This is a genomic window from Levilactobacillus yonginensis (genome assembly GCF_964065165.1).
Lineage (GTDB): Bacteria > Bacillota > Bacilli > Lactobacillales > Lactobacillaceae > Levilactobacillus > Levilactobacillus yonginensis_A.
The window spans coordinates 2,255,011-2,272,874 of record NZ_OZ061549.1; the positions used below are offsets into that span (position 1 = coordinate 2,255,011).

General features: G+C 47.5%; 21 protein-coding genes. 17 read left to right on the forward strand and 4 right to left on the reverse strand.

The features are described 5' to 3' along the window. Positions 1–131 precede the first annotated feature (131 nt). The gene (locus tag AB3Y94_RS10420; RefSeq protein ID WP_367296160.1) at positions 132–782 is read left to right on the forward strand and encodes an MIP/aquaporin family protein; all 651 of its coding nucleotides are present in this window, start codon (positions 132–134) and stop codon (positions 780–782) included. Between the two features lie 56 nt (positions 783–838). Here AB3Y94_RS10420 and AB3Y94_RS10425 read toward each other — a convergent pair whose 3' ends face one another. Further along, on the reverse strand, positions 839–1,183 hold the full coding sequence (locus tag AB3Y94_RS10425; protein ID WP_367296161.1) for an iron chaperone: 345 nt from the start codon (positions 1,181–1,183) through the stop codon (positions 839–841). Between the two features lie 124 nt (positions 1,184–1,307). Next, on the reverse strand, positions 1,308–2,735 hold the full coding sequence (locus AB3Y94_RS10430) for an APC family permease (RefSeq protein ID WP_367296162.1): 1,428 nt from the start codon (positions 2,733–2,735) through the stop codon (positions 1,308–1,310). Positions 2,736–3,033: 298 nt separating this feature from the next. Here AB3Y94_RS10430 and AB3Y94_RS10435 point away from each other — a divergent pair, with 298 nt between their 5' ends. From AB3Y94_RS10435 to AB3Y94_RS10460, 6 genes are all read left to right on the forward strand, one after another. Continuing rightward, on the forward strand, positions 3,034–4,446 hold the full coding sequence (locus tag AB3Y94_RS10435) for a subtype B tannase (protein ID WP_367296163.1): 1,413 nt from the start codon (positions 3,034–3,036) through the stop codon (positions 4,444–4,446). 158 nt (positions 4,447–4,604) lie between these two features. Then, positions 4,605–5,603: an IS30 family transposase gene (locus AB3Y94_RS10440; RefSeq protein WP_367294841.1), complete on the forward strand. Its 999-nt coding sequence runs from the start codon at positions 4,605–4,607 to the stop codon at positions 5,601–5,603. A 233-nt stretch (positions 5,604–5,836) separates the two neighbouring features. Beyond that, entirely contained in the window at positions 5,837–6,160 is a 324-nt protein-coding gene (locus tag AB3Y94_RS10445; protein WP_367296164.1) for a thioredoxin family protein, read from the forward strand. Beyond that, complete coding sequence (locus tag AB3Y94_RS10450) at positions 6,160–6,324, forward strand: hypothetical protein (RefSeq protein ID WP_367296165.1); 165 nt, start codon at positions 6,160–6,162, stop codon at positions 6,322–6,324. Before AB3Y94_RS10445 ends, AB3Y94_RS10450 begins: the two co-directional genes overlap by 1 nt. A gap of 20 nt (positions 6,325–6,344) precedes the next feature. Next, the gene (locus AB3Y94_RS10455; protein ID WP_367296166.1) at positions 6,345–6,623 is read left to right on the forward strand and encodes a hypothetical protein; all 279 of its coding nucleotides are present in this window, start codon (positions 6,345–6,347) and stop codon (positions 6,621–6,623) included. A gap of 29 nt (positions 6,624–6,652) precedes the next feature. Further along, positions 6,653–7,015 carry a hypothetical protein gene (locus AB3Y94_RS10460; protein ID WP_367296167.1) on the forward strand — a complete coding sequence of 121 codons (363 nt, stop codon included), beginning with the start codon at positions 6,653–6,655 and terminating at the stop codon, positions 7,013–7,015. A 229-nt stretch (positions 7,016–7,244) separates the two neighbouring features. Here AB3Y94_RS10460 and AB3Y94_RS10465 read toward each other — a convergent pair whose 3' ends face one another. Both AB3Y94_RS10465 and AB3Y94_RS10470 read right to left on the reverse strand, forming a co-directional pair. After that, positions 7,245–7,655, reverse strand: a complete 411-nt coding sequence (locus tag AB3Y94_RS10465; RefSeq protein ID WP_367296168.1) for a peptide deformylase — start codon at positions 7,653–7,655, stop codon at positions 7,245–7,247. Beyond that, a complete protein-coding gene (locus AB3Y94_RS10470; RefSeq protein ID WP_367296169.1) occupies positions 7,648–8,196 on the reverse strand; it encodes a DUF1697 domain-containing protein in 549 nt (182 codons plus the stop codon). Before AB3Y94_RS10470 ends, AB3Y94_RS10465 begins: the two co-directional genes overlap by 8 nt. A 186-nt stretch (positions 8,197–8,382) precedes the next feature. Between AB3Y94_RS10470 and AB3Y94_RS10475 the strand changes: the two genes are divergently transcribed. The 10 genes from AB3Y94_RS10475 to AB3Y94_RS10520 all read left to right on the forward strand — a co-directional run bounded on the left by AB3Y94_RS10475 (position 8,383) and on the right by AB3Y94_RS10520 (position 17,711). Further along, the gene (locus tag AB3Y94_RS10475) at positions 8,383–8,916 is read left to right on the forward strand and encodes a hypothetical protein (protein ID WP_367296170.1); all 534 of its coding nucleotides are present in this window, start codon (positions 8,383–8,385) and stop codon (positions 8,914–8,916) included. A gap of 534 nt (positions 8,917–9,450) precedes the next feature. After that, a complete protein-coding gene (locus AB3Y94_RS10480; protein WP_367296171.1) occupies positions 9,451–10,134 on the forward strand; it encodes a Firmicu-CTERM sorting domain-containing protein in 684 nt (227 codons plus the stop codon). Continuing rightward, the gene (gene xrtG / locus AB3Y94_RS10485; RefSeq protein ID WP_367296172.1) at positions 10,135–10,731 is read left to right on the forward strand and encodes an exosortase family protein XrtG; all 597 of its coding nucleotides are present in this window, start codon (positions 10,135–10,137) and stop codon (positions 10,729–10,731) included. A 39-nt stretch (positions 10,732–10,770) separates the two neighbouring features. After that, the gene (locus tag AB3Y94_RS10490) at positions 10,771–12,084 is read left to right on the forward strand and encodes a TIGR03111 family XrtG-associated glycosyltransferase (RefSeq protein WP_367296173.1); all 1,314 of its coding nucleotides are present in this window, start codon (positions 10,771–10,773) and stop codon (positions 12,082–12,084) included. After that, positions 12,081–12,461 carry a 6-carboxytetrahydropterin synthase gene (locus AB3Y94_RS10495; RefSeq protein WP_367296174.1) on the forward strand — a complete coding sequence of 127 codons (381 nt, stop codon included), beginning with the start codon at positions 12,081–12,083 and terminating at the stop codon, positions 12,459–12,461. The genes AB3Y94_RS10490 and AB3Y94_RS10495 overlap by 4 nt, the downstream gene beginning before the upstream one ends. A 14-nt stretch (positions 12,462–12,475) precedes the next feature. Next, positions 12,476–14,053 (forward strand): TIGR03766 family XrtG-associated glycosyltransferase, encoded by a 1,578-nt coding sequence (locus AB3Y94_RS10500; RefSeq protein ID WP_367296175.1) that lies wholly within the window; start codon positions 12,476–12,478, stop codon positions 14,051–14,053. 80 nt (positions 14,054–14,133) lie between these two features. Next, positions 14,134–14,673 carry a hypothetical protein gene (locus AB3Y94_RS10505; RefSeq protein WP_367296176.1) on the forward strand — a complete coding sequence of 180 codons (540 nt, stop codon included), beginning with the start codon at positions 14,134–14,136 and terminating at the stop codon, positions 14,671–14,673. A gap of 381 nt (positions 14,674–15,054) precedes the next feature. Beyond that, positions 15,055–15,777, forward strand: coding sequence for an ABC transporter ATP-binding protein (locus AB3Y94_RS10510; RefSeq protein ID WP_367296177.1), 723 nt, complete (start codon positions 15,055–15,057; stop codon positions 15,775–15,777). Next, a complete protein-coding gene (locus tag AB3Y94_RS10515) occupies positions 15,777–16,997 on the forward strand; it encodes an ABC transporter permease (RefSeq protein WP_367296178.1) in 1,221 nt (406 codons plus the stop codon). The genes AB3Y94_RS10510 and AB3Y94_RS10515 overlap by 1 nt, the downstream gene beginning before the upstream one ends. A gap of 75 nt (positions 16,998–17,072) precedes the next feature. Next, entirely contained in the window at positions 17,073–17,711 is a 639-nt protein-coding gene (locus AB3Y94_RS10520) for a TetR/AcrR family transcriptional regulator (RefSeq protein WP_367296179.1), read from the forward strand. Positions 17,712–17,864: the final 153 nt, after the last annotated feature.

The window sequence follows — 17,864 nt, forward strand, 5'->3', positions numbered from 1 at the left end:
AACATATATGGTCGAAACGTGCGCTAAAAGGTTGGGGGACCACACCGTTTTGATAGCGTTTGGGTACCGGAAATGAATGAAGTGTTTTATAATTAATTTAATTATAAGAATCTGGAAATGGAGGAATTATTATGCAGAAATATGCTGCAGAGTTTTTTGGAACTTTCATGCTGGTCTTCTTAGGGACTGGGGCAGTTACCGTTGCGGCGGGCAGTACCTTAACGATTGGACTAGCCTTTGGGTTAGCCATTACGGTGTCTGCGTACGCATTCGGCGGCATTTCTGGGGGTCATTTCAACCCGGCTGTGACGACAGCGATGTTGATCAACCGGCGAATTGGTGCCAAGGATGCCCTGGGTTACGTGGTAGCTCAGGTGCTGGGGGCGACGGTGGCTTCGGCGTTCATCAAACTGTTCGTTGGTGGCCTAGGCTTGGCAACGAATCAATTGGGCCAAACGGATTTCCCAAAGATTTCAACGGGACTAGCTTTCTTGGTTGAAACGTTGGTGACTTTCTTATTCCTACTGGTAATCTTGAACGTCACGAGTGACCGGCATGGTAATGGTGACTTTGCGGGTGTCACGATTGGGGTGACGCTGGCGTTCTTAATCATTGTGGCCTTGAACCTGACTGGTGGCTCCTTGAATCCAGCGCGGTCATTTGGACCAGCTATTTTTGCTGGTGGAAGTGCACTGTCACACCTGTGGTTGTACATTCTGGCACCAGAGGTTGGGGCTATCTTGGCGGCGTTCGTTGGCCGGTTAATGGGTAGCGAAGATTAACTTAGAAATTTAAAAAACTAGCTAGACTCGGATGAGGAGTCTAGCTAGTTTTTTGATCAATCAGTGATTTCATGAACCCGAAAGGTAACGATTTGGGTGATCAGGTCAGTGGGGAGCGGTTGGTCGTAAGGCAGTTGGATGGCCCCCTTGGACGTGCGATAGGCTACTAACTCATTGGCAAAGTGAGCAATGGGTGATGGTGTGGGGTAGAGGCCCAGGTGATGTTTAGCAGCGGCGAAGTAAATGACAGGTTTGCCATCGATGTAGAAGGCGGGCATGCCGTAGCTGAATCGTTCGGTAGCAGTGGGGAGCAACGCTTGGAGCAGGTGATAGAGCTCAGTTAGTTGGGCTTGATGTTCTGGTGCGACTTTTTCGGTTAGATAGGCGGGGATGGGGGACATGGTGTGTGGGCTCCTTTTAGAGATTTAGGTAAGTTTATTATATCAAATTTACAGTTCGGGTATTTATGCGATTTATTAAAAGATAGTGCGACGGCGCATACAAATCTGTCCAAAAATGTTCTAATTATTTCTTCTCCACGTCCCGCAATCGCTTAAATTCTTCATCGCCCAATAAATGGTGCAATGCCGTATTGGCAGGCTGATGCTCCTTGCGTCCCAACCAGTAAAACAGTAATCCCAGCCCAATCCACACGGCCAGCATAATGTATTCGGTTGGCCAGGCTAAGGCAACTGGCGACTTCGGGTATAGCGTGCCGATGGCAATGGTCACCGCTAACAGCCCACCCAACATACTTGGCCAGAGTCGCTTTAGTCGAAAGCCCCCGTGGAGCGTTGGATAATCTCGGCGAATCCGCCACAGAGCCATTGCCGTGATGGCCCAAGCCATTGCTACGAAGAAGCCCCCTAAATCCAGGAAGTAGGTCATGGCACCTTTGCCCAGCCAGCCGAAGCCAACCGCAAATACCAGTACCAAAATCGTCGCGTTTACCGGTGTATTGTGTTTTTCATTAATCCTAGCAAACTGCTGTGGCAACAAACCTGCTCGAGATAATGAGAGGATTAGCCGGGGGGCCGCCGTGAACAGTCCAATGAAGCTCGTTAGCAATCCCAAGAAGGCAATCAGGTAGGCCGCCGTTCCCAGTAGTGGGAACCCCGCCTCCGTGTACGCCTTAATGGAGCCCATGCTGAATTTAGCCGTTTTCTGCCATGGGTAGACCCACGCACTTGCTAGCAGCACCACGATGTAGTAGCTGGCCGCCAACAAAATGGCGCCCACGACTGCTTTTCCAATTTTGCGGGGTGGCATAGCCGCTTCCTCTGCCAGAATCGTGACGACTTCCCAACCGGTCAGAAACGTCATGGCCGGGAGTACAAAACGAATCACGTTAGCCCAAGGGTCCGTTCCGGTACTAAACGCAGGCCAAAAGTTGTGGACACTCCCTTGGGTAAAGCCAGTGCCCACCAAGGTACCGCCTAAGATGACCAGACCAATGAACAGGACCGCTTGCACGCCCGCCGTCAATTTAGTGCCCCGGACATTTAGCGCGAAAATTAAGAGCGTGAAGGCCACACCAATCGCCAGCTCCATCAGTGACACGTGGGCGCCAGCAATGGTGTAGCCAGGTCCTGCCGATATCTGGGGGACCAACGTTGCCAGTAACATACTGCTGGCCGTTACGTAGAAGGAGAGGGCACTCAGGTAGGCTCCCAGAATTGCCCACCCTGTCGCAAAACCCAGTCGTTTACCGAACGCAAGGTAACTGTACACGACTGGCCCACCACTACGGGGGAAAATTGAGGAGAGCTCGGCGAAGGAGAGAGAGGCGAGCACGGTGATAAAGGTGGCTAGCACAAAGCCGAAGATTTCGCCCCCAGCCCCGTATTTATCGAAGAAGATACCGTTCGTGTAAATCCAGCTACTCCCAATAACACTGGAGGCTCCCAGAATTAAGAGACGGGGAAATGAAATGTGGCGGGACAAATTCTGCATGGTTATCGCTCGCTTTCATGGATTAACTAGAATTTCAATATTTATGTACTTGTGAAATTATGCTTTCCTCATTCTAACTGATGGTTGCGCTTACAACAACGGAAATGACTCGGTAAATTCACAAACTATTTCTGGATAGTTAGAACGGTAAACGCGAGTGAATTTGCTAGGGGCTAGTTAACCGGTCATTGTCCCGCTTGGTGGTCGTGACCGTTATTTCAGCTAGCAAATCAATTGCACACCTTATGATTTTCCACTACAGTAAGGTTAATCAACTAACTGAAACGGAGGACTGACGATGACGGATCCACTACGGTTTAATGAAAAAAATTACGACTCAGCAACGGCGACCGTGGGGACAACCCGGGTAACTTACCGCGCCTTTAAGGATCTAACCTACGTGGCACAACCAGTTGATGACTGTCAGAAGCTCAATATTTTCGTACCAGAGGGCTACTTTAACGGCCAGGCCATCAATGGCTATACGCGGGTTACGGCCCCCATCTTCATGCCTAATACCGTCGGGGGGTATTTACCCGGGCCCCGAGACTTCCCTGGCAATCCAGCGCCGTATAGTAGGAGTACCACTATTCTTCAGGCTCTGAAACGGGGCTACGTCGTTGTCTCAGCCGGATTACGAGGACGGACGACGCAGAACATACAAAACGAGTATTTGGGTAAGGCACCCGCCTTTATTGTAGATATGAAGGCTGCCGTGCGCTACGTAAAATACAATGCGGGCTGGCTTCCGGGTAATCCTGATCGCATCATCACCAATGGTACCAGTGCGGGTGGGGCGACCTCAGCCTTGATGGGGGCCAGTGGAAACGCTGATTTCTTTGAGACGCCCTTACAAGAAATTGGCGCGGCCCCGGCTACGGACGATATTTTTGCAGTTTCAGCGTACTGCCCGGTGCACAATCTGGCGCACGCCGATGCCGCTTACGAGTGGCAATTCAACGGTATCAACCAGTGGCACCGTCAACGCGTTCGCATTGAAAATAATCAGCGAATCTGTACGCCGATTCACGGCCAACTTTCGCCGGATGAACAGGGGTTGTCGCGTGAGCTCAAAGCAGCATTTGTGCCGTATCTTAATAGCTTGGGACTCAGAGATATTGCTGGTAATCCGTTGACCTTAGATGCAACCGGTGAGGGGAGTTTTAAACAAGAGATTGAGCGCGCAATTTTAATGTCCGCCCAGCGGGCACTAGCTGCTGGAACCGATGTGACTAAGTATGCTGGCATTACGGTAAGTAATCGTACGGTGACTGGGCTCGACTGGTCCCGTTACTTACGGGCCATTACACGAATGAAGAGTGTTCCGGCCTTTGATGCTTTGGACCTCGGTAATCCTGAAAATGACCTGTTTGGCAATCGATTGACACCGGCCCGACACTTTACTCAGTTTTCGCAGGACCATTCAACGGTTTCGGCGTTGCTGGCTGACCCGTTATTGGTTGCCGCAGTGAATCCCGTAACGTACTTGATGACTAAGCAGAGTCACGTGGCTCCTCACTGGCGGATTCGTCACGGAGCAGCGGACCGGGATACGTCGTTTGCTATCCCTATGATTTTAGCCACGAAATTAGCCAACCGAGGCTATGATGTTGATTTTAAGTTACCGTGGGCGACACCCCACAGCGGTGACTACGATTTGCCTGAACTTTTTCGGTGGATCGACAATCTCTGTCAAACCGCAACTAAATAGGCTTTGATGGCACCCTACGTCATGTATGTAGGGTGTTTTTTTAGACGACGAATTTACAATTGAAGTGCAACAAGTAAGAAGAAAATAAAAAAGAACTCATAGCCTGAGTCCTGTAAAATGAAGTCACCACAACAATCACTTAAAGGAGATCTTAGGCTATGAGTCCGTACAATCATCTTACCTTAAAAGACCGAGAATGCATACTGTTAGGAGTCACTTTAAACGATACTTATCAAGGTATTGCGGAGAAAATTGGCTGCTCAAAAGCCACCGTATCACGCGAAATTAAGCGCAACGGTGGCCGTGATGCATATTCAGCTGTCAAAGCACAAGAGAACTATCAGAGACGGCGACTGAAAAGCCGACGTCCTAGGATCTTAGCTGACTTGAAACTACGAGATTTTGTCCTTCACCGCATCGTTCAATGCCAATGGTCTCCGGAACAAATCTCAGGCCGTTTAGTTCACGAAAATAGCGAATGGCAAATCAGTTACAATACTATTTATCGCGGAATTAAACTCGATAATTTAGGGATTAAACGCAAGAGTCACGGTGCTCGTGGTTTTGCCCGAAAGTTGCGCCACCGTGGCAAAACCCGTAAGGTCAAAGGAACGGTTAACGAACGACGTGGTCGGTTTAACGAAGTTCTTTCAGTTCATGAACGACCAGTTTCGTGTAATAAACGGAGCTGGTTCGGCCATTGGGAAGGCGACACCGTTCGGGGTAAAACTGGGCGTTCAGCTTTGGTTACATTGGTGGACCGTAAATCACGGTACTTATTGTCTCAACGAGTTTCCAAAGTAAACGCCAAGAACGTCACGCAAGCTATGATTGACCTACTGCATACTGTGACGCCCAAACGAGTTCGTACGCTTACGCCGGATCGTGGAACTGAATTCGCAGGATACCGCGAAGTTAGTCAAGAACTTGGTATTCCAGTCTATTTCCCAGATCCACATGCGCCCCAGCAACGGGGAACCAATGAGAATACCAATGGCCTTATTCGTGAGTACTTCCCCAAGGGAACCGATTTAGATCAGCTCACTGACCAAGATATTTATCAGTTCGTTGAAGTGCTAAATAACCGACCACGCAAGATTTTAGGCTGGAAGAGTCCATCTGAAGTTTTCTTTGGGACAAAGTTACACTTGATTTGACAATTCGTCACAGCCAAAATAAAAAAGTTTGCATTTTAATACCCCGTGGGGTATATTAATCTTCGTTCTTGATTGGCGGTAATCATTTAGCCTTGAAATTAATACGAAACGAATTGTAGCTGTCGCCATCGGGAAGATGGTGACTTCAATTCGATGCTCTTTAGCCGTTCGCCGACCAATCATCAAATACCCCAGTGGGGATTATCCAATCGAAAATGCGGAGGTACCAGATTATGATTCAAGAAATTCACGATCAAAATTTTGATCAAGAAACGAATACGGGCGTTACCGTTGTCGACTTTCGAGCCGACTGGTGCCCACCTTGTAAGATGATGGACCCAATTCTCAAGAGTCTGTCTGAGAGTGATGAGTTTCAAGGAAAAGTTAGATTCACGTCGCTAAACGTTGATCATGATCAGGAAGTTGCCAGTCGATTCGATGTTCAGGGAATTCCTACTTTTCTAATCAAGAAAGATGGTCAGGTTGTGAGCCGATTAGTCGGTGCGCGGCCAAAGCCAATGTTTGCAGCAGAGCTGAAGAAAGTACTAGGTGACTAATGAGTAAAAAATTTGATTACATTGTGTTGGGTAGTGGCCCAGCGGCTTATGGATTAACGACGGCCTTAAAAGCAGCTGGTAGTACGAAGACCGCATTGATTATTGATAATGATCTATTTAGGGAACCTGCCCGAATTATGGGGGCGAACCTAAAATCTTTTTAGAAGGCGCCGTTCGGAACGTCTTGATTGCTCGTCAATTGCAAGGACGTGGTATTCAACAGCCTGCTAAGATTGACTGGTCGACGTTGATGACCACCCAGCAGGCGACGTTTGCCCCTTATCCAGCCAATGCTCGGGCAGCCTTTCAGACCGACTATGTGAAAACGTTGCAGGGAACTGCTAGTTTTATCTTAGCCCCTTTTGGCATACCAGCAGTGGATTTACAAACTGTCGACAGTTTGTTTTTTCAAATAACCAAGTCCCAGCGTTCAGGTTTACATCTCATGCGGGGGTTTCTATAGTCAAGGTAGAAGCGGAAGAGGTGACGACTATGCAGAAGCTGTACGTATTTGTGCCGTTGCTCAACGTCGTCGGGTGTCTGTACTTTCTACTGATTATTTCGCTAGAACCCGCGCAGACTAGCCTGGGCCTAGACTTGGTCTGGGAGCAACCGGACGTGTTATTGGTGGGCGGCATGTTGTTCATCATCTTAGTGACTAGCGTGGCAAAAAGCCGACTAGCTAAAATGTTGGGGTTAGTCATTAACATGGTGGTAATCGGGATGATGTCGGTCTTTTTATGGTGGCTCCACGTTCCAGTATTGGTCACAGATTATCTGTGGTTGTGGGCCCTGCTCATGATTTTTAACGTGTGTTTAATTGGCTGGGGCTGGATGCAGCTATGGGGAAAGTAAGAGTGCAAATGCGGACGGTTAGCTGGCAAGCGTTAACGTCGTTAGGACGAGAATTCCGGTCCTGAATTCTTGTTATAACGGGGTTAAGCAGAACCAGCTGTCCGCAATTGCACGTTCAGCCACAGAAATCAAAAAACTGCTGTCACACCAAATTCCAGTGTGGCAGCAGTTTTAAATTAGTTAGTATTTCAGCAAATTCCAGGGATGTTTCTCTTTTTCCGACGTCAGCTTAGATTAAGATACCGTTGCAGTGGTCAATCTCGTGTTGAATGATTTGGGCCACAAAGCCAGTGAAGGTCTGATGTTGGCGTTGGAAATTCTGATTGTCAAACGTGACATCGATCGTTTGGAATCGTTTCGCCGGTCGTTCGCCAGTTAAAGACAAGCAACCTTCCTGAGTGTCGTACGAACCGGATTTCTTAGTGATGGTGGGGTTGATCATGGCGACCGGGAACACGCCCATATCCACCACAATAATCCGCAAGTTAGTGCCAATCATATTGGCGGCCATACCCACGCAGTTGTCACTGTTAGCTTTTAAAGTGTCTAAAAGGTCCGTTACGGTGGCTGCATCAGCCTTGGTAGCGGGAGTAGATTTTTGTGCTAAGCGGGTTTGATCGTGTATAACGGGTTTAATCATGAGGGGCCTCCAGAAAGTTTTTGAGTTTGACGGTCGTGTTGTAGTTTCGGGCACTGGTCTGTTTGTAGAAAGCAGTCCCAGCGATTTTGGCATAGAAAGAGCGGCTGAAATTAATTTTTAATGTTGACGTCCAAAAGATGATATTCGGCGTAATCAGAATTCGGTCGTAGTCAGCAGTTTGGTGCTCAGCGAGCCAGTCATCCCATTGCGTTTCGTAAGAGTTAAGCTTAAACAGGGCGTTGTGTCGCAATTGAGGATCGGCGCCCCACCAAGCTGGTGCGAGGGCCAAGTCCGCCAGAAAGTCCGACTGTGTGAGTAACCGGAAGTCGATGGGAAAGTCAAAGTTAGTTGTCAAAATTTCAGTTACGATTGTCTCACAAATGGCTGCGGGTTGGTCACTGGAGACGAATAAATTACCACTATTAATGTATGAGCGAACGTCGGTGAAACCACCAGCGGTTAACAGAGCTCGAAGATCTGCCATGGGAACACGATGCTTGCCGCCCACGTTAATGCCTCGAAGCAGTAAGAGATAGTTCAAGGGAAGCCCTCCTTTCAGTTAGTATTGATCCTATTATGAACAACGATAAGCGAAGCGGATTAAGTTTGCAACCAGTTTAGTGAACTGATTATCGGCGCTAAAGGGTCAGTGACGAGGACTACCTCCCCATGGCTAGCTGGTGTATACTGCGAATTGTACCTGATAATTAACCAATTGGAGGATTCTATGATGAAGAAAAAGACGTTGTTTGTCGTCATGTTATTGGCTGGAGTTTCGTTCGGTGGCCTGGCAGTCACGACACCGACGACGGTGCAAGCTAAGACGCGGTCGCTAACCACTTTTCCCCAGCGTTACCGGCACACTTGGTATCATTACATAGGTCATGGCAAGTACGATACGCAGAAATTTACCGCCAAGACTTGGCAGTATACGTCCCATGCGGGTGGTTACGTGAAAGTAAAGTCGAGCCTACACCCAACCAATACTTATTCCTATCAACATAAGGAGCATTCAAGCTGGGTATTTGGGAGTACACTTTTTGCCCGGAAGGCCCACTGGATCAACATTAAACTCTGGAAGCAGAATGCGGGCTACGGCGACTACTATAAGACGAGTACCAAGAAGTATCATGGTAAAAAGATTTCAACGTTATCAGCGGCTTCTGGTCTGGTTCAGACGTCTGATCACTACTACCGTTCCAAGAAGGTTGCCAAGCAACTGAAAAACCATCACTTTAAGGGTGAAGTTTATGAACATTAAGTAATTTTTGAATAGGATAAATAATTCTTGAAAACAAGTGCCACTTCGTGAGTGCATTGAGTAAGCTCACGGAGAGGCATTTTTAATTTGCCAGTTTTGATGAAAAAGGGAGTTACAAACCTCACCTGAATTTCGTTAGTAACAGTAGGGAGGTTCCTCCAGTTCATGTGCTTAAACCAACATTCCGGTCAACTTGCAATTGCACCCATGTATGGTAAAATGACTATCCAGCAATAATTAACACCACTTATTACTTAATCGGCTAAGCTTGTTTTACAACTGAGTAATAGTATCAGTAATCGTAAAACAAGTGTAGCTGCAGGTTGGCAGGAACGGGCTATTGGTTTAGGCCACTGCGCTACATGCTTTCAGTAAATGAGAAATCGATGTAAAACAATCTAAACTCTTTAGCCAATTCAACGGATATGATAGACAAACGATAGTTATTTAAGGTGGAAGTCGCTACAATATAGTAGAAATCCATTAATGGATTATTGATTAATGACAGGTACAAGAGTCAGAGGAGGAATGAACGTGCGGAAAGCCATTTTATTTGTAACAGCCCTATTAACTGGGGTGTTATTGTGGGGGGCGAGCACCACGGTGGCCAGCGCGAACACCAACAACGCGACTAGCGATAACTTGGGGATTACCATTGATGGTAATTTTGATGATTGGCAAGATAAACCCATGACGACCATTAAGGAACCATGGGATGACTATAATATTAAAAGAGGGAGCATGTTGGCAGATGCGAATAATCTGTATCTGTATATCAACATGTCGCCCAAAAAAGGTAATGGTTACAACGAAATGCAAGGCTACGGGTACGTCTTAACAGCCGGTTCTAAGACCTATGATCTGCAATTTAACAATGTCGCGGGGACCACCACTGGTAAGAGTAAGTCTGGATCCGTCAATATTTGGAACCGGACGGATGGCGTCAATGATCCAACCACGGGTGCTCAGGTCATGGTTCACCGATTCAAGACAGGCCAGAACTTTAACGACGTTATGGAAGCCAAGATTCCGATTGCCGACTTAAAATTAGCCGGTGGGAGCCAGACGTTTAAGATGACTAATAGCAATCTGGGTAGTCAAACGCTAACGGTGACCGGTGGTTCCACTGGGCCAGTCGTCATAGCCGGAATTGGCTTCGCCATTGCTCTCGGCGGGGTCGTTAAGTTAAATAAATCGAGAAAAAAGAGGACTACTTAGATGAACAGCTACCTGTTATTTGGTATCATCGGGTGGCTCTATGCAATCTCAGTATTGAAACGGGCCCACCTCTCCGCGTATTACTTTATCGTGGGGAGTGTTGGCCTGTTCTTTATTCTCATTGCTGTTGGCAACCCTTATTGGGTCTGGTTTCTGACGCACTCAGTTATCAATGGTATTGCCTGGGTGAGTGATCTTACCCACTGGAGTAGTGTGCATACGAAGTACGGAATCGTCTACATTGTGAACGCAATTCGACCGGTAACCATGTCAATCGATTACGAGTGTTCGGGGATTATCGAGACGACCGCCTTCGTTAGCCTCTTAGCCTTTTATCCCACCTATGGTCGGCAGGAAAAGTTATTCTATCTGGCCTTGGGCACTTTGTGGGTGTATCTAGCTAACGTGATTCGCCTACTATTAGTCGTGATCTTAGTCCACTTTGGTGGGGCTAATTGGTTCTTCACGGCACACACGATTATTGGACGGTTAGTCTTCTACTGCTTAATTATTATGTTGTACTATAACGTCTTTACGTACTCAGAGCTGTCACAGAGCTGGTACCGTAACGTCAAACGCTACTTTTCGAGAGGTTAGTTATTCGTGGACTATTTTGTAAATTTAACACTATTTCAGATGGGGTTTTGGATTACCTGGGCAATGATTCCCATTGTTGTCGAAATCATTCCCTCCCTAATTTCAGCAGTGCGACTGATTGTCCGTAGTCGGCATCAGCACGATTTACCACTACCAGCCAAGTTGCCGTTTATTTCAATAATCGTGCCGGTCTATAATTCCGAAGACACACTTTTTGCCTGCCTGCAGTCGATCAATGATTCGACATTTCCTAACAAGAATATGCAAATCGTGATTGCGGATAATCAGAGTACGGATGACAGTTTTCAAGCTTTTGCGACGGCTCAAAACCACTTCGACCTGAACCTACAATTGATTCGGACGGAGCAGGGGAAGGCCAAAGCGCTGAACGGCGCCATTTACCAGTGTATCGGCACTTACATTGTCAATATTGACAGTGACGGGGTGCTAGAGAAACATGCGTTGATGAACATGGTCCTGCAATTTGAAAATGACTTGGCGTTAGCTGCCATGACCGGGACGATTCTGCCTCAGCGGGCAATGATCAAACGGACGAAAAGACGGTGGCTGCGGTTGCTTCAGAAGAATGAATACTTTGAATACGCCCAAGCTTTCTTATCAGGGCGGACGATTGAATCAAATAATAACGAACTTTTCACCATGTCTGGGGCCTTTTCGGCTTTCCGAAAAGAGACGCTGTTGGCTACGTTTATGTACAATACCAGTACGGTGGGTGAGGATACGGATATGACGTTTCAGGTGCGTGAACGGCTTAAACGGAAAGTGATGTTGTGTGCCGACGCTATTTTCTACATTGAACCAACACCGGGGATGAGTCAGCTCTACAAGCAGCGCCAACGGTGGATGCGTGGGGAACTGGAAGTCTCACGGGAGTACATGCACCATGATGCCCAGCTTGGAAAGTTCTTTCATAATTTTCTGGTTCGGCGAATCATGATCGATCACACCTTCATCTTTCCGAAGATGATTTGGCTCTTTGCCAGTGTCGTGCTCCTGTTCTTTCGGTACTCGCCCGTGGTATTGGGCCTGTCTTACCTGGTGATTTATCTGCTGTACGTCTTAGTGTCGCTGGTTAACTTTATCAGTGTCGGTAAGTTGTTGCAGAAATTTCCAGATGAAAAGCGTTTTTATTGGCGTGTTAGCTGGGTTATCTGGACCCTGCCAATTTATAATTTTGTAATCTCTTGGATTCGGCTAGTGGGTATCATCAATTCCATGTCGATGACGGGAGCTTGGAATACGGCCACGTTGGGTGCTGAGACAAAGTCGGTCGGACAAGTCCTCAAGGGGGACATTCAGCGGTTACGCGATCAGAGACAGAAAAGGGAGTGAGTGGATTGGGTGAAATCCATACGTATAAAATGAAGTCCTACATCAACGCGAGTCATGCGATGCGGTGGGAATCTGGTACCGGGCAAAAGCATAATCATACCTGGGAAGTTATCATGGAAATTCAATTGGACACGAAACATTTGGTCCGGTTTAACGATATTGAAGACAACATGCGTGAGGTCTCGGTAAACTATTCAGGCAAGTTTTTGAACGAAGTGCCACCGTTCGATAAGCTCAATCCCTCATTGGAAAATATCACCCGCTATTTCTATAAAAGATTGTCTGAAACACTGGCCCAGAGCCAGGCGACGCTGATGCGTTTAGAGATTGGAGAATCACCTACACGGTTCTATTGTATTCAACACACTGACGACTAATTCGAGGAATTCTGATGAATCAAAAAATCTTTAACTGGGGCCAACGTTTAATTCACGGCCTTTTTTACGTCTTATTTAGTTTAACGACTTATTTTGCCATCACGTCGCCGAATTTTATTTTAGGTGATAACCAGTTTACTGGGAGTGGAACCACGATAGTCACCACTTGGGTGGTCATGGTGGTTGTGGGCATTATTCTGTGCTTGTATGCATACCGGCCGTTATTTCGGGGGTTCAAGTGGCTATTTATTACGCATCAAGCGGTAACGGCGAGTGTCGTCTTGGCACTGGTTGTCGTTTGGCAGATCACGTTCATGCTGGCCGTCCATCCGGCAATTGGGTTCGATGTGGGAGCGATTCACGAAGCCGTTTTAAATCCTAAATCACCCGATATTACGTCGTACTTCAGTCAATACCCGAATAACTTGACGATTTTGCTATGGCAGCACGGCCTCGCCCAGCACTTCCACACCACGTCCTGGTTGTTCTTTGACACGGTGACGTTACTTCTGACGGATCTTTCCGTCTTGCTCAATCTGTTGAGCATGACGGTGATTAACCGGCGGTTGGTGCCCACGGCAATGTACATCCATGCCGGGTGGCTAGCCCTGTTTCCCATGATCATTATTCCCTATACGGATGCCTGGGTCTTACCCTTTGTGTCTGCCTATATCTTCTGTTATTTTGTCATGCGTTACACGCAGTCTCACTGGTCAGTAAAGCTACTGGCTGCGGTGGGTTTTGGTCTAGCAGCGATTGGTGGCTACTTTATGAAGCCATCTGCAGTGGTTGGAGTGATTGCCATTGTCCTGATTGAGTTATTGGGACTGTTTAAACGTGAGACTTGGCAACGGGCAACGGGCAAACGAATCGCTCTGGTATTGGTGCTGGTTGGTTTAACTGGCGGTGTGGCAGGGACGACGTACGTGGCTGGTAATCATGCACTGGATCAGCAGACCTACATTCAGATCAACACGGATCGCGCGATTCCGGCCATTCACTTCCTCAGTATGGGGATTTCGGGTCACGGAGGATATAACGCTAAGGACGCCCTTAAGATGGTGACCTTGCCAACGAAGAAGGCACGGTCAGATTGGTCTAAGAAGGTCTACATCCAACGGCTTCGTCAGCGAGGCTTCTGGGGTTACCTGAAATTCTTAGTCGCTAAACAGCGCAACAACACGGCTGACGGCTCATTTGCCTGGGTCAAGGAAGGGCACTTCATGCAACACGGAACCAAGCCGCAAGGAACGGGCCTGACCCGGGCGCTTGGTAGTTTTGTTTATTTGTATGGTGAAAATTTGGGTGACTTCCGGTATTTGGCCCAAGTTTGGTGGATCGTCTGGGTACTCATGATCTTCTTTGCCTGGGGTGACCGCCGACAACTGGTTCAAATGCTCCGGCTCAGTCTAATTGGGGGCTTTATGTTTCTATTACTCTTTGAAGGTGGCCGGAGTCGTTACTTGATTCAATTTCTACCAGTCTTCTTGATTTTAGCGACACTGTCGTTTGAACGTTCACTCGCATTCCTACGTGGATTGTTTGGTTGGGTCAACCAGCCCATACAGCCGCAAGAATTAGACAAAATGTAATGATTAATTTCTCAATCAGTGGCGTATACTGATTCCTAAAGGGATTGGTAGACCCAGTCTCGATTTGGGAGGATGGACTCATGAAAAAACAAGTAATCGGTGTGGCTGTGGTGGCCACTTTATTGGGTGTCGGTGGCGTCTGGGGGACGACGACCACTACCACTACTGCGCAGGCCAAGACGCAAACAACGTTGCGGACAATTCCACAGCGGTATCGGCATACCTGGTACCACTACACTCGTGGCCAGTATGAAAAACTGGCGTTTAGCACGAAAAAGATTGCGGGCCTCAGCTACTTTGATGGTGAGAGCATCAAGTATCGGGCCAATCTACACGCGCACAAGCTGACAGCTACGAAGTTTAAGTCGCACACGACTTGGAGTTCTGCGACTACCACTAAGCGTCGACACGCTATTTGGATTAATGTTCGCGGTTGGAATCAGGGAATGGGTGCCGGTGATTACTACAAGGTCATGACCAAGTCTTACCAGGGTGACCGACACGCTGTGTTGAGTCAGGCCGGCGGTGCCGGTGTTTGGACGTCGGCGCATTACTACCGTTCTAAAAAAATCGCTAAGCAATTGAAGAATCACCACTTTAAGGGTGAAGTTTACTATTAGATGCTGCCCGTTGCCAGAACGGGGGTTAGCTGTAGGGACTGAGATTGTGTGCGACTATGCAATGCGCATAGTCTGGCCCACAACAACTAAAATGATGAATGCTATTACGGCTCGGAATGCTGATTCCGGGCCTTTTTTTCGTTCAATTTAGGGTTCGGAATGTAAGGTGGTTAAGCGTTATCTAAGTTAGTTCAGGCCAAAGGACTTCAACGAATGGTTTGTATCAGCGACGTCATTGCGATTGCTCAGGACACAATCAAAATTTCTGTAGTTGGCTTGCTAAGACTGGTTGACAAAAGATAAAGGTGAGTTTATACTCACTTTATTAAGTAAGTAATCACTCACTCACCGAAAAGGCAACAAGCTTTGGGAGGCATTATGATGACACAAGCAATTATTGAACTTAACCATTTAGCTAAGAAATTTGGCAATCAAACTGTTTTGAAAGATATCAATTTAACTTTAAATAAAGGTGAGATCATCGGCCTGATTGGTCCTTCGGGAGCTGGCAAGTCGACCGTCATCAAAGTGGCATTAGGAATGGAAGTAGCCAGTGGCGGTTCCGCCAAGGTCTTCGATACCGTCATGCCTAACCGGCAGTTGCTAGGACGAATTGGATATATGGCGCAAACGGATGCTCTGTATGAAGCCCTATCAGGTCGTGAGAATTTGAAATTTTATGGTTTAATGAAGGGCATTGCTAAGGCTGATATGAAGAAAGAGGTAGCTCACGCTGCTCAGGTAGTTGATTTGACCGGCGACTTGGATAAGCGGGTTGCGGGTTACTCTGGTGGGATGATGCGACGGTTATCTTTAGCTATTGCCCTACTGGGTAATCCAGAATTGCTGATCTTGGATGAACCAACAGTTGGGATCGACCCTGCACTGCGGCGGCAAATCTGGGCGGAACTTGGTAGCATCCGTGATGAGGGCCGCAGTATTCTGATTACAACCCACGTGATGGATGAAGCCGAATTAGTGGACCGTGTGGCTCTATTACTGGGTGGTGAAGTCATGGCCTTTGACACACCGGTTGCTCTGAAGCAACAGTACGGGGTGAACACAATTGAAGACGTATTCTTAAAGGCGGAGGGTGTTGAATAATGAGAACGCTTGGAATTATGAACCGGGTGCTGAAGGAACTATTCCGGGACAAACGAACGTTAGCGTTGATGTTTGTTGCCCCCATCTTAGTGATGCTGTTAATGAGTGTTATCTTTAATACCAACTCGGCCACGAACGTTAACGTAGGCACGGTTGCCGTGACTCAGAAGCTAAATAAAGAAATGGGTGACATCAAGCACGTCGATGTTAAGACGTATGATACCAAGACCGATGCAAAGCAAGCGATGCAGGACGAAAAAATTGATGCCATCATCAAGAAAAATGGCAACAATTATGACTTGACGTATGCCAACACCGATTCTAGTAAGACGACAGTCGTCAAAATGGCCTTCAAGAATGCGGTGACGGCAACCAGTATTAGCCAATTGAAGTCTGCCCTGAAGAAGAGCACGACTGGCATGGCTAAGTTGCAAGCACAGATACAGGCTATGCAAAAGCAGCTGGCTGCTACGAGTGCTTCACCCCGAATGGCGGGGGCTACAGCGGCTGCTAAGAGAGCAGCATCAACGAAGTCTATGTCAACGACGATGGCTACCAAGAGCACTAGTCAGAGGGCGCCTAAGATCACAAATCACTACGTTTATGGTGATAAGAATACCGGTTACTTTGCCAAGATGCTCCCAATCTTGATGGGCTTCTTTGTCTTCTTCTTCGTCTTCCTGATTTCCGGCATGGCGCTGTTGAAGGAACGGACGACGGGAACGCTGGACCGGTTGTTGGCCACACCCGTTAAGCGGTCTTCTATTGTCTTTGGTTACATGTTGAGTTACGGAATTTTAGCGATTATTCAAACAATCGTCATCGTATTGGTAACCGTTTGGTTGTTAGGAATTGAAGTGGTGGGCAACGTAGCCAGCGTGGTTGTGATCAACTTACTCCTGGCACTGGTCGCGCTAGCTTTTGGAATCTTACTCTCGACGTTTGCCAACTCCGAGTTCCAAATGATGCAGTTCATTCCACTGGTTGTGATTCCCCAAATCTTCTTTTCCGGGATCATTCCGTTGGATTCGATGGCCGATTGGGTTAAGGATATTTCCTACATCATCCCATTGAAGTACTCTGGGGATGCTGTTACCGACATCATTATGCGTGGCACCTCTATCTTCAATGAAGGCTGGAACATCTTAGTATTGCTGGTTTTCTTGGTCGTCTTAACGATTCTCAACGTGGTAGGTTTGCGTCGCTACCGGAAAGTTTAAGTAAGGGGTGGGCGGTCAGGTCGGCAATCACGTGTATAATGGCCGCATTGACTTTAATTAGGAAGGGTGAAGGGTGTGGAATCAAATATTTTCAGCACCTACCGTGACTGGCTGGAACACGAAAGGATGCCCAAGGGGAAAAAGGCAGCGCTGGTGGCCGCCGTGGAGCTCTTTTCCGAGACGGGGTTTGACGGAACGTCTACCGTTCAGATTGCTGAAAAGGCCGGTATCAGTCAGGCAACCATCTTCAAGTACTTTCACACGAAGCAGGATCTCTTGTTAGCAATCGTTAGACCGGTCATGGAGAACTTTTTTCCGAAGTACCGTGACGACTTTTTTGCTGAAATGAGTCAGTTTGATACGTTGCCAGAATTGATTCGGTTTATCGTCAGCGACCGCTATCAGTTTGTTGCTGGGAATGTCGAAGTCATTAAAATTTTGTTCATGGAAATGATGAGTAATCCGGGGATTCGCCAGCTGTTTGGCAAGATTGTCTCCAGCAATAATTTCGATTTTCTGAGCGAAATGCTTGATAAGTTGAAGCAAACCGGTCAGTTGAGAACTGACGTTGATGCGGCCGGTTTGGTCCGAATCATCGGTGGTCAAATTGGTGTTTATCTGGTGCAAAGCCACTTGGTCCCATCCCTAGTTCACGGTGATGAGCGCGATTTACAGCTCATTTCAGATCAGGTTATCCGGACAATCAGCAAATAAATTAATCCCGCCGTCACGTTTACCGTGACGGCGGGATTTTTTGACTGTCAAGGCCCCAGTTTACAGATTGTGGCCTAATCAGGGGTCAGCGAAGGCTGGTATAATTTTTAACAGACGTTCAGTTCAAAAACACATTCCATAGTATTTGTTTTC

Bases quoted from the DNA above. Each gene is read 5' to 3' on its own strand.
- AB3Y94_RS10420 (WP_367296160.1), top strand. From the start codon at position 132: ATGCAGAAATATGCTGCAGAGTTTTTTGGAACTTTCATGCTGGTCTTC.
- AB3Y94_RS10425 (WP_367296161.1), bottom strand. From the start codon at position 1,183: ATGTCCCCCATCCCCGCCTATCTAACCGAAAAAGTCGCACCAGAACAT.
- AB3Y94_RS10430 (WP_367296162.1), bottom strand. From the start codon at position 2,735: ATGCAGAATTTGTCCCGCCACATTTCATTTCCCCGTCTCTTAATTCTG.
- AB3Y94_RS10435 (WP_367296163.1), top strand. From the start codon at position 3,034: ATGACGGATCCACTACGGTTTAATGAAAAAAATTACGACTCAGCAACG.
- AB3Y94_RS10440 (WP_367294841.1), top strand. From the start codon at position 4,605: ATGAGTCCGTACAATCATCTTACCTTAAAAGACCGAGAATGCATACTG.
- AB3Y94_RS10445 (WP_367296164.1), top strand. From the start codon at position 5,837: ATGATTCAAGAAATTCACGATCAAAATTTTGATCAAGAAACGAATACG.
- AB3Y94_RS10450 (WP_367296165.1), top strand. From the start codon at position 6,160: ATGAGTAAAAAATTTGATTACATTGTGTTGGGTAGTGGCCCAGCGGCT.
- AB3Y94_RS10460 (WP_367296167.1), top strand. From the start codon at position 6,653: ATGCAGAAGCTGTACGTATTTGTGCCGTTGCTCAACGTCGTCGGGTGT.
- AB3Y94_RS10465 (WP_367296168.1), bottom strand. From the start codon at position 7,655: ATGATTAAACCCGTTATACACGATCAAACCCGCTTAGCACAAAAATCT.
- AB3Y94_RS10475 (WP_367296170.1), top strand. From the start codon at position 8,383: ATGATGAAGAAAAAGACGTTGTTTGTCGTCATGTTATTGGCTGGAGTT.
- xrtG (WP_367296172.1), top strand. From the start codon at position 10,135: ATGAACAGCTACCTGTTATTTGGTATCATCGGGTGGCTCTATGCAATC.
- AB3Y94_RS10490 (WP_367296173.1), top strand. From the start codon at position 10,771: ATGGGGTTTTGGATTACCTGGGCAATGATTCCCATTGTTGTCGAAATC.
- AB3Y94_RS10500 (WP_367296175.1), top strand. From the start codon at position 12,476: ATGAATCAAAAAATCTTTAACTGGGGCCAACGTTTAATTCACGGCCTT.
- AB3Y94_RS10505 (WP_367296176.1), top strand. From the start codon at position 14,134: ATGAAAAAACAAGTAATCGGTGTGGCTGTGGTGGCCACTTTATTGGGT.
- AB3Y94_RS10510 (WP_367296177.1), top strand. From the start codon at position 15,055: ATGACACAAGCAATTATTGAACTTAACCATTTAGCTAAGAAATTTGGC.
- AB3Y94_RS10515 (WP_367296178.1), top strand. From the start codon at position 15,777: ATGAGAACGCTTGGAATTATGAACCGGGTGCTGAAGGAACTATTCCGG.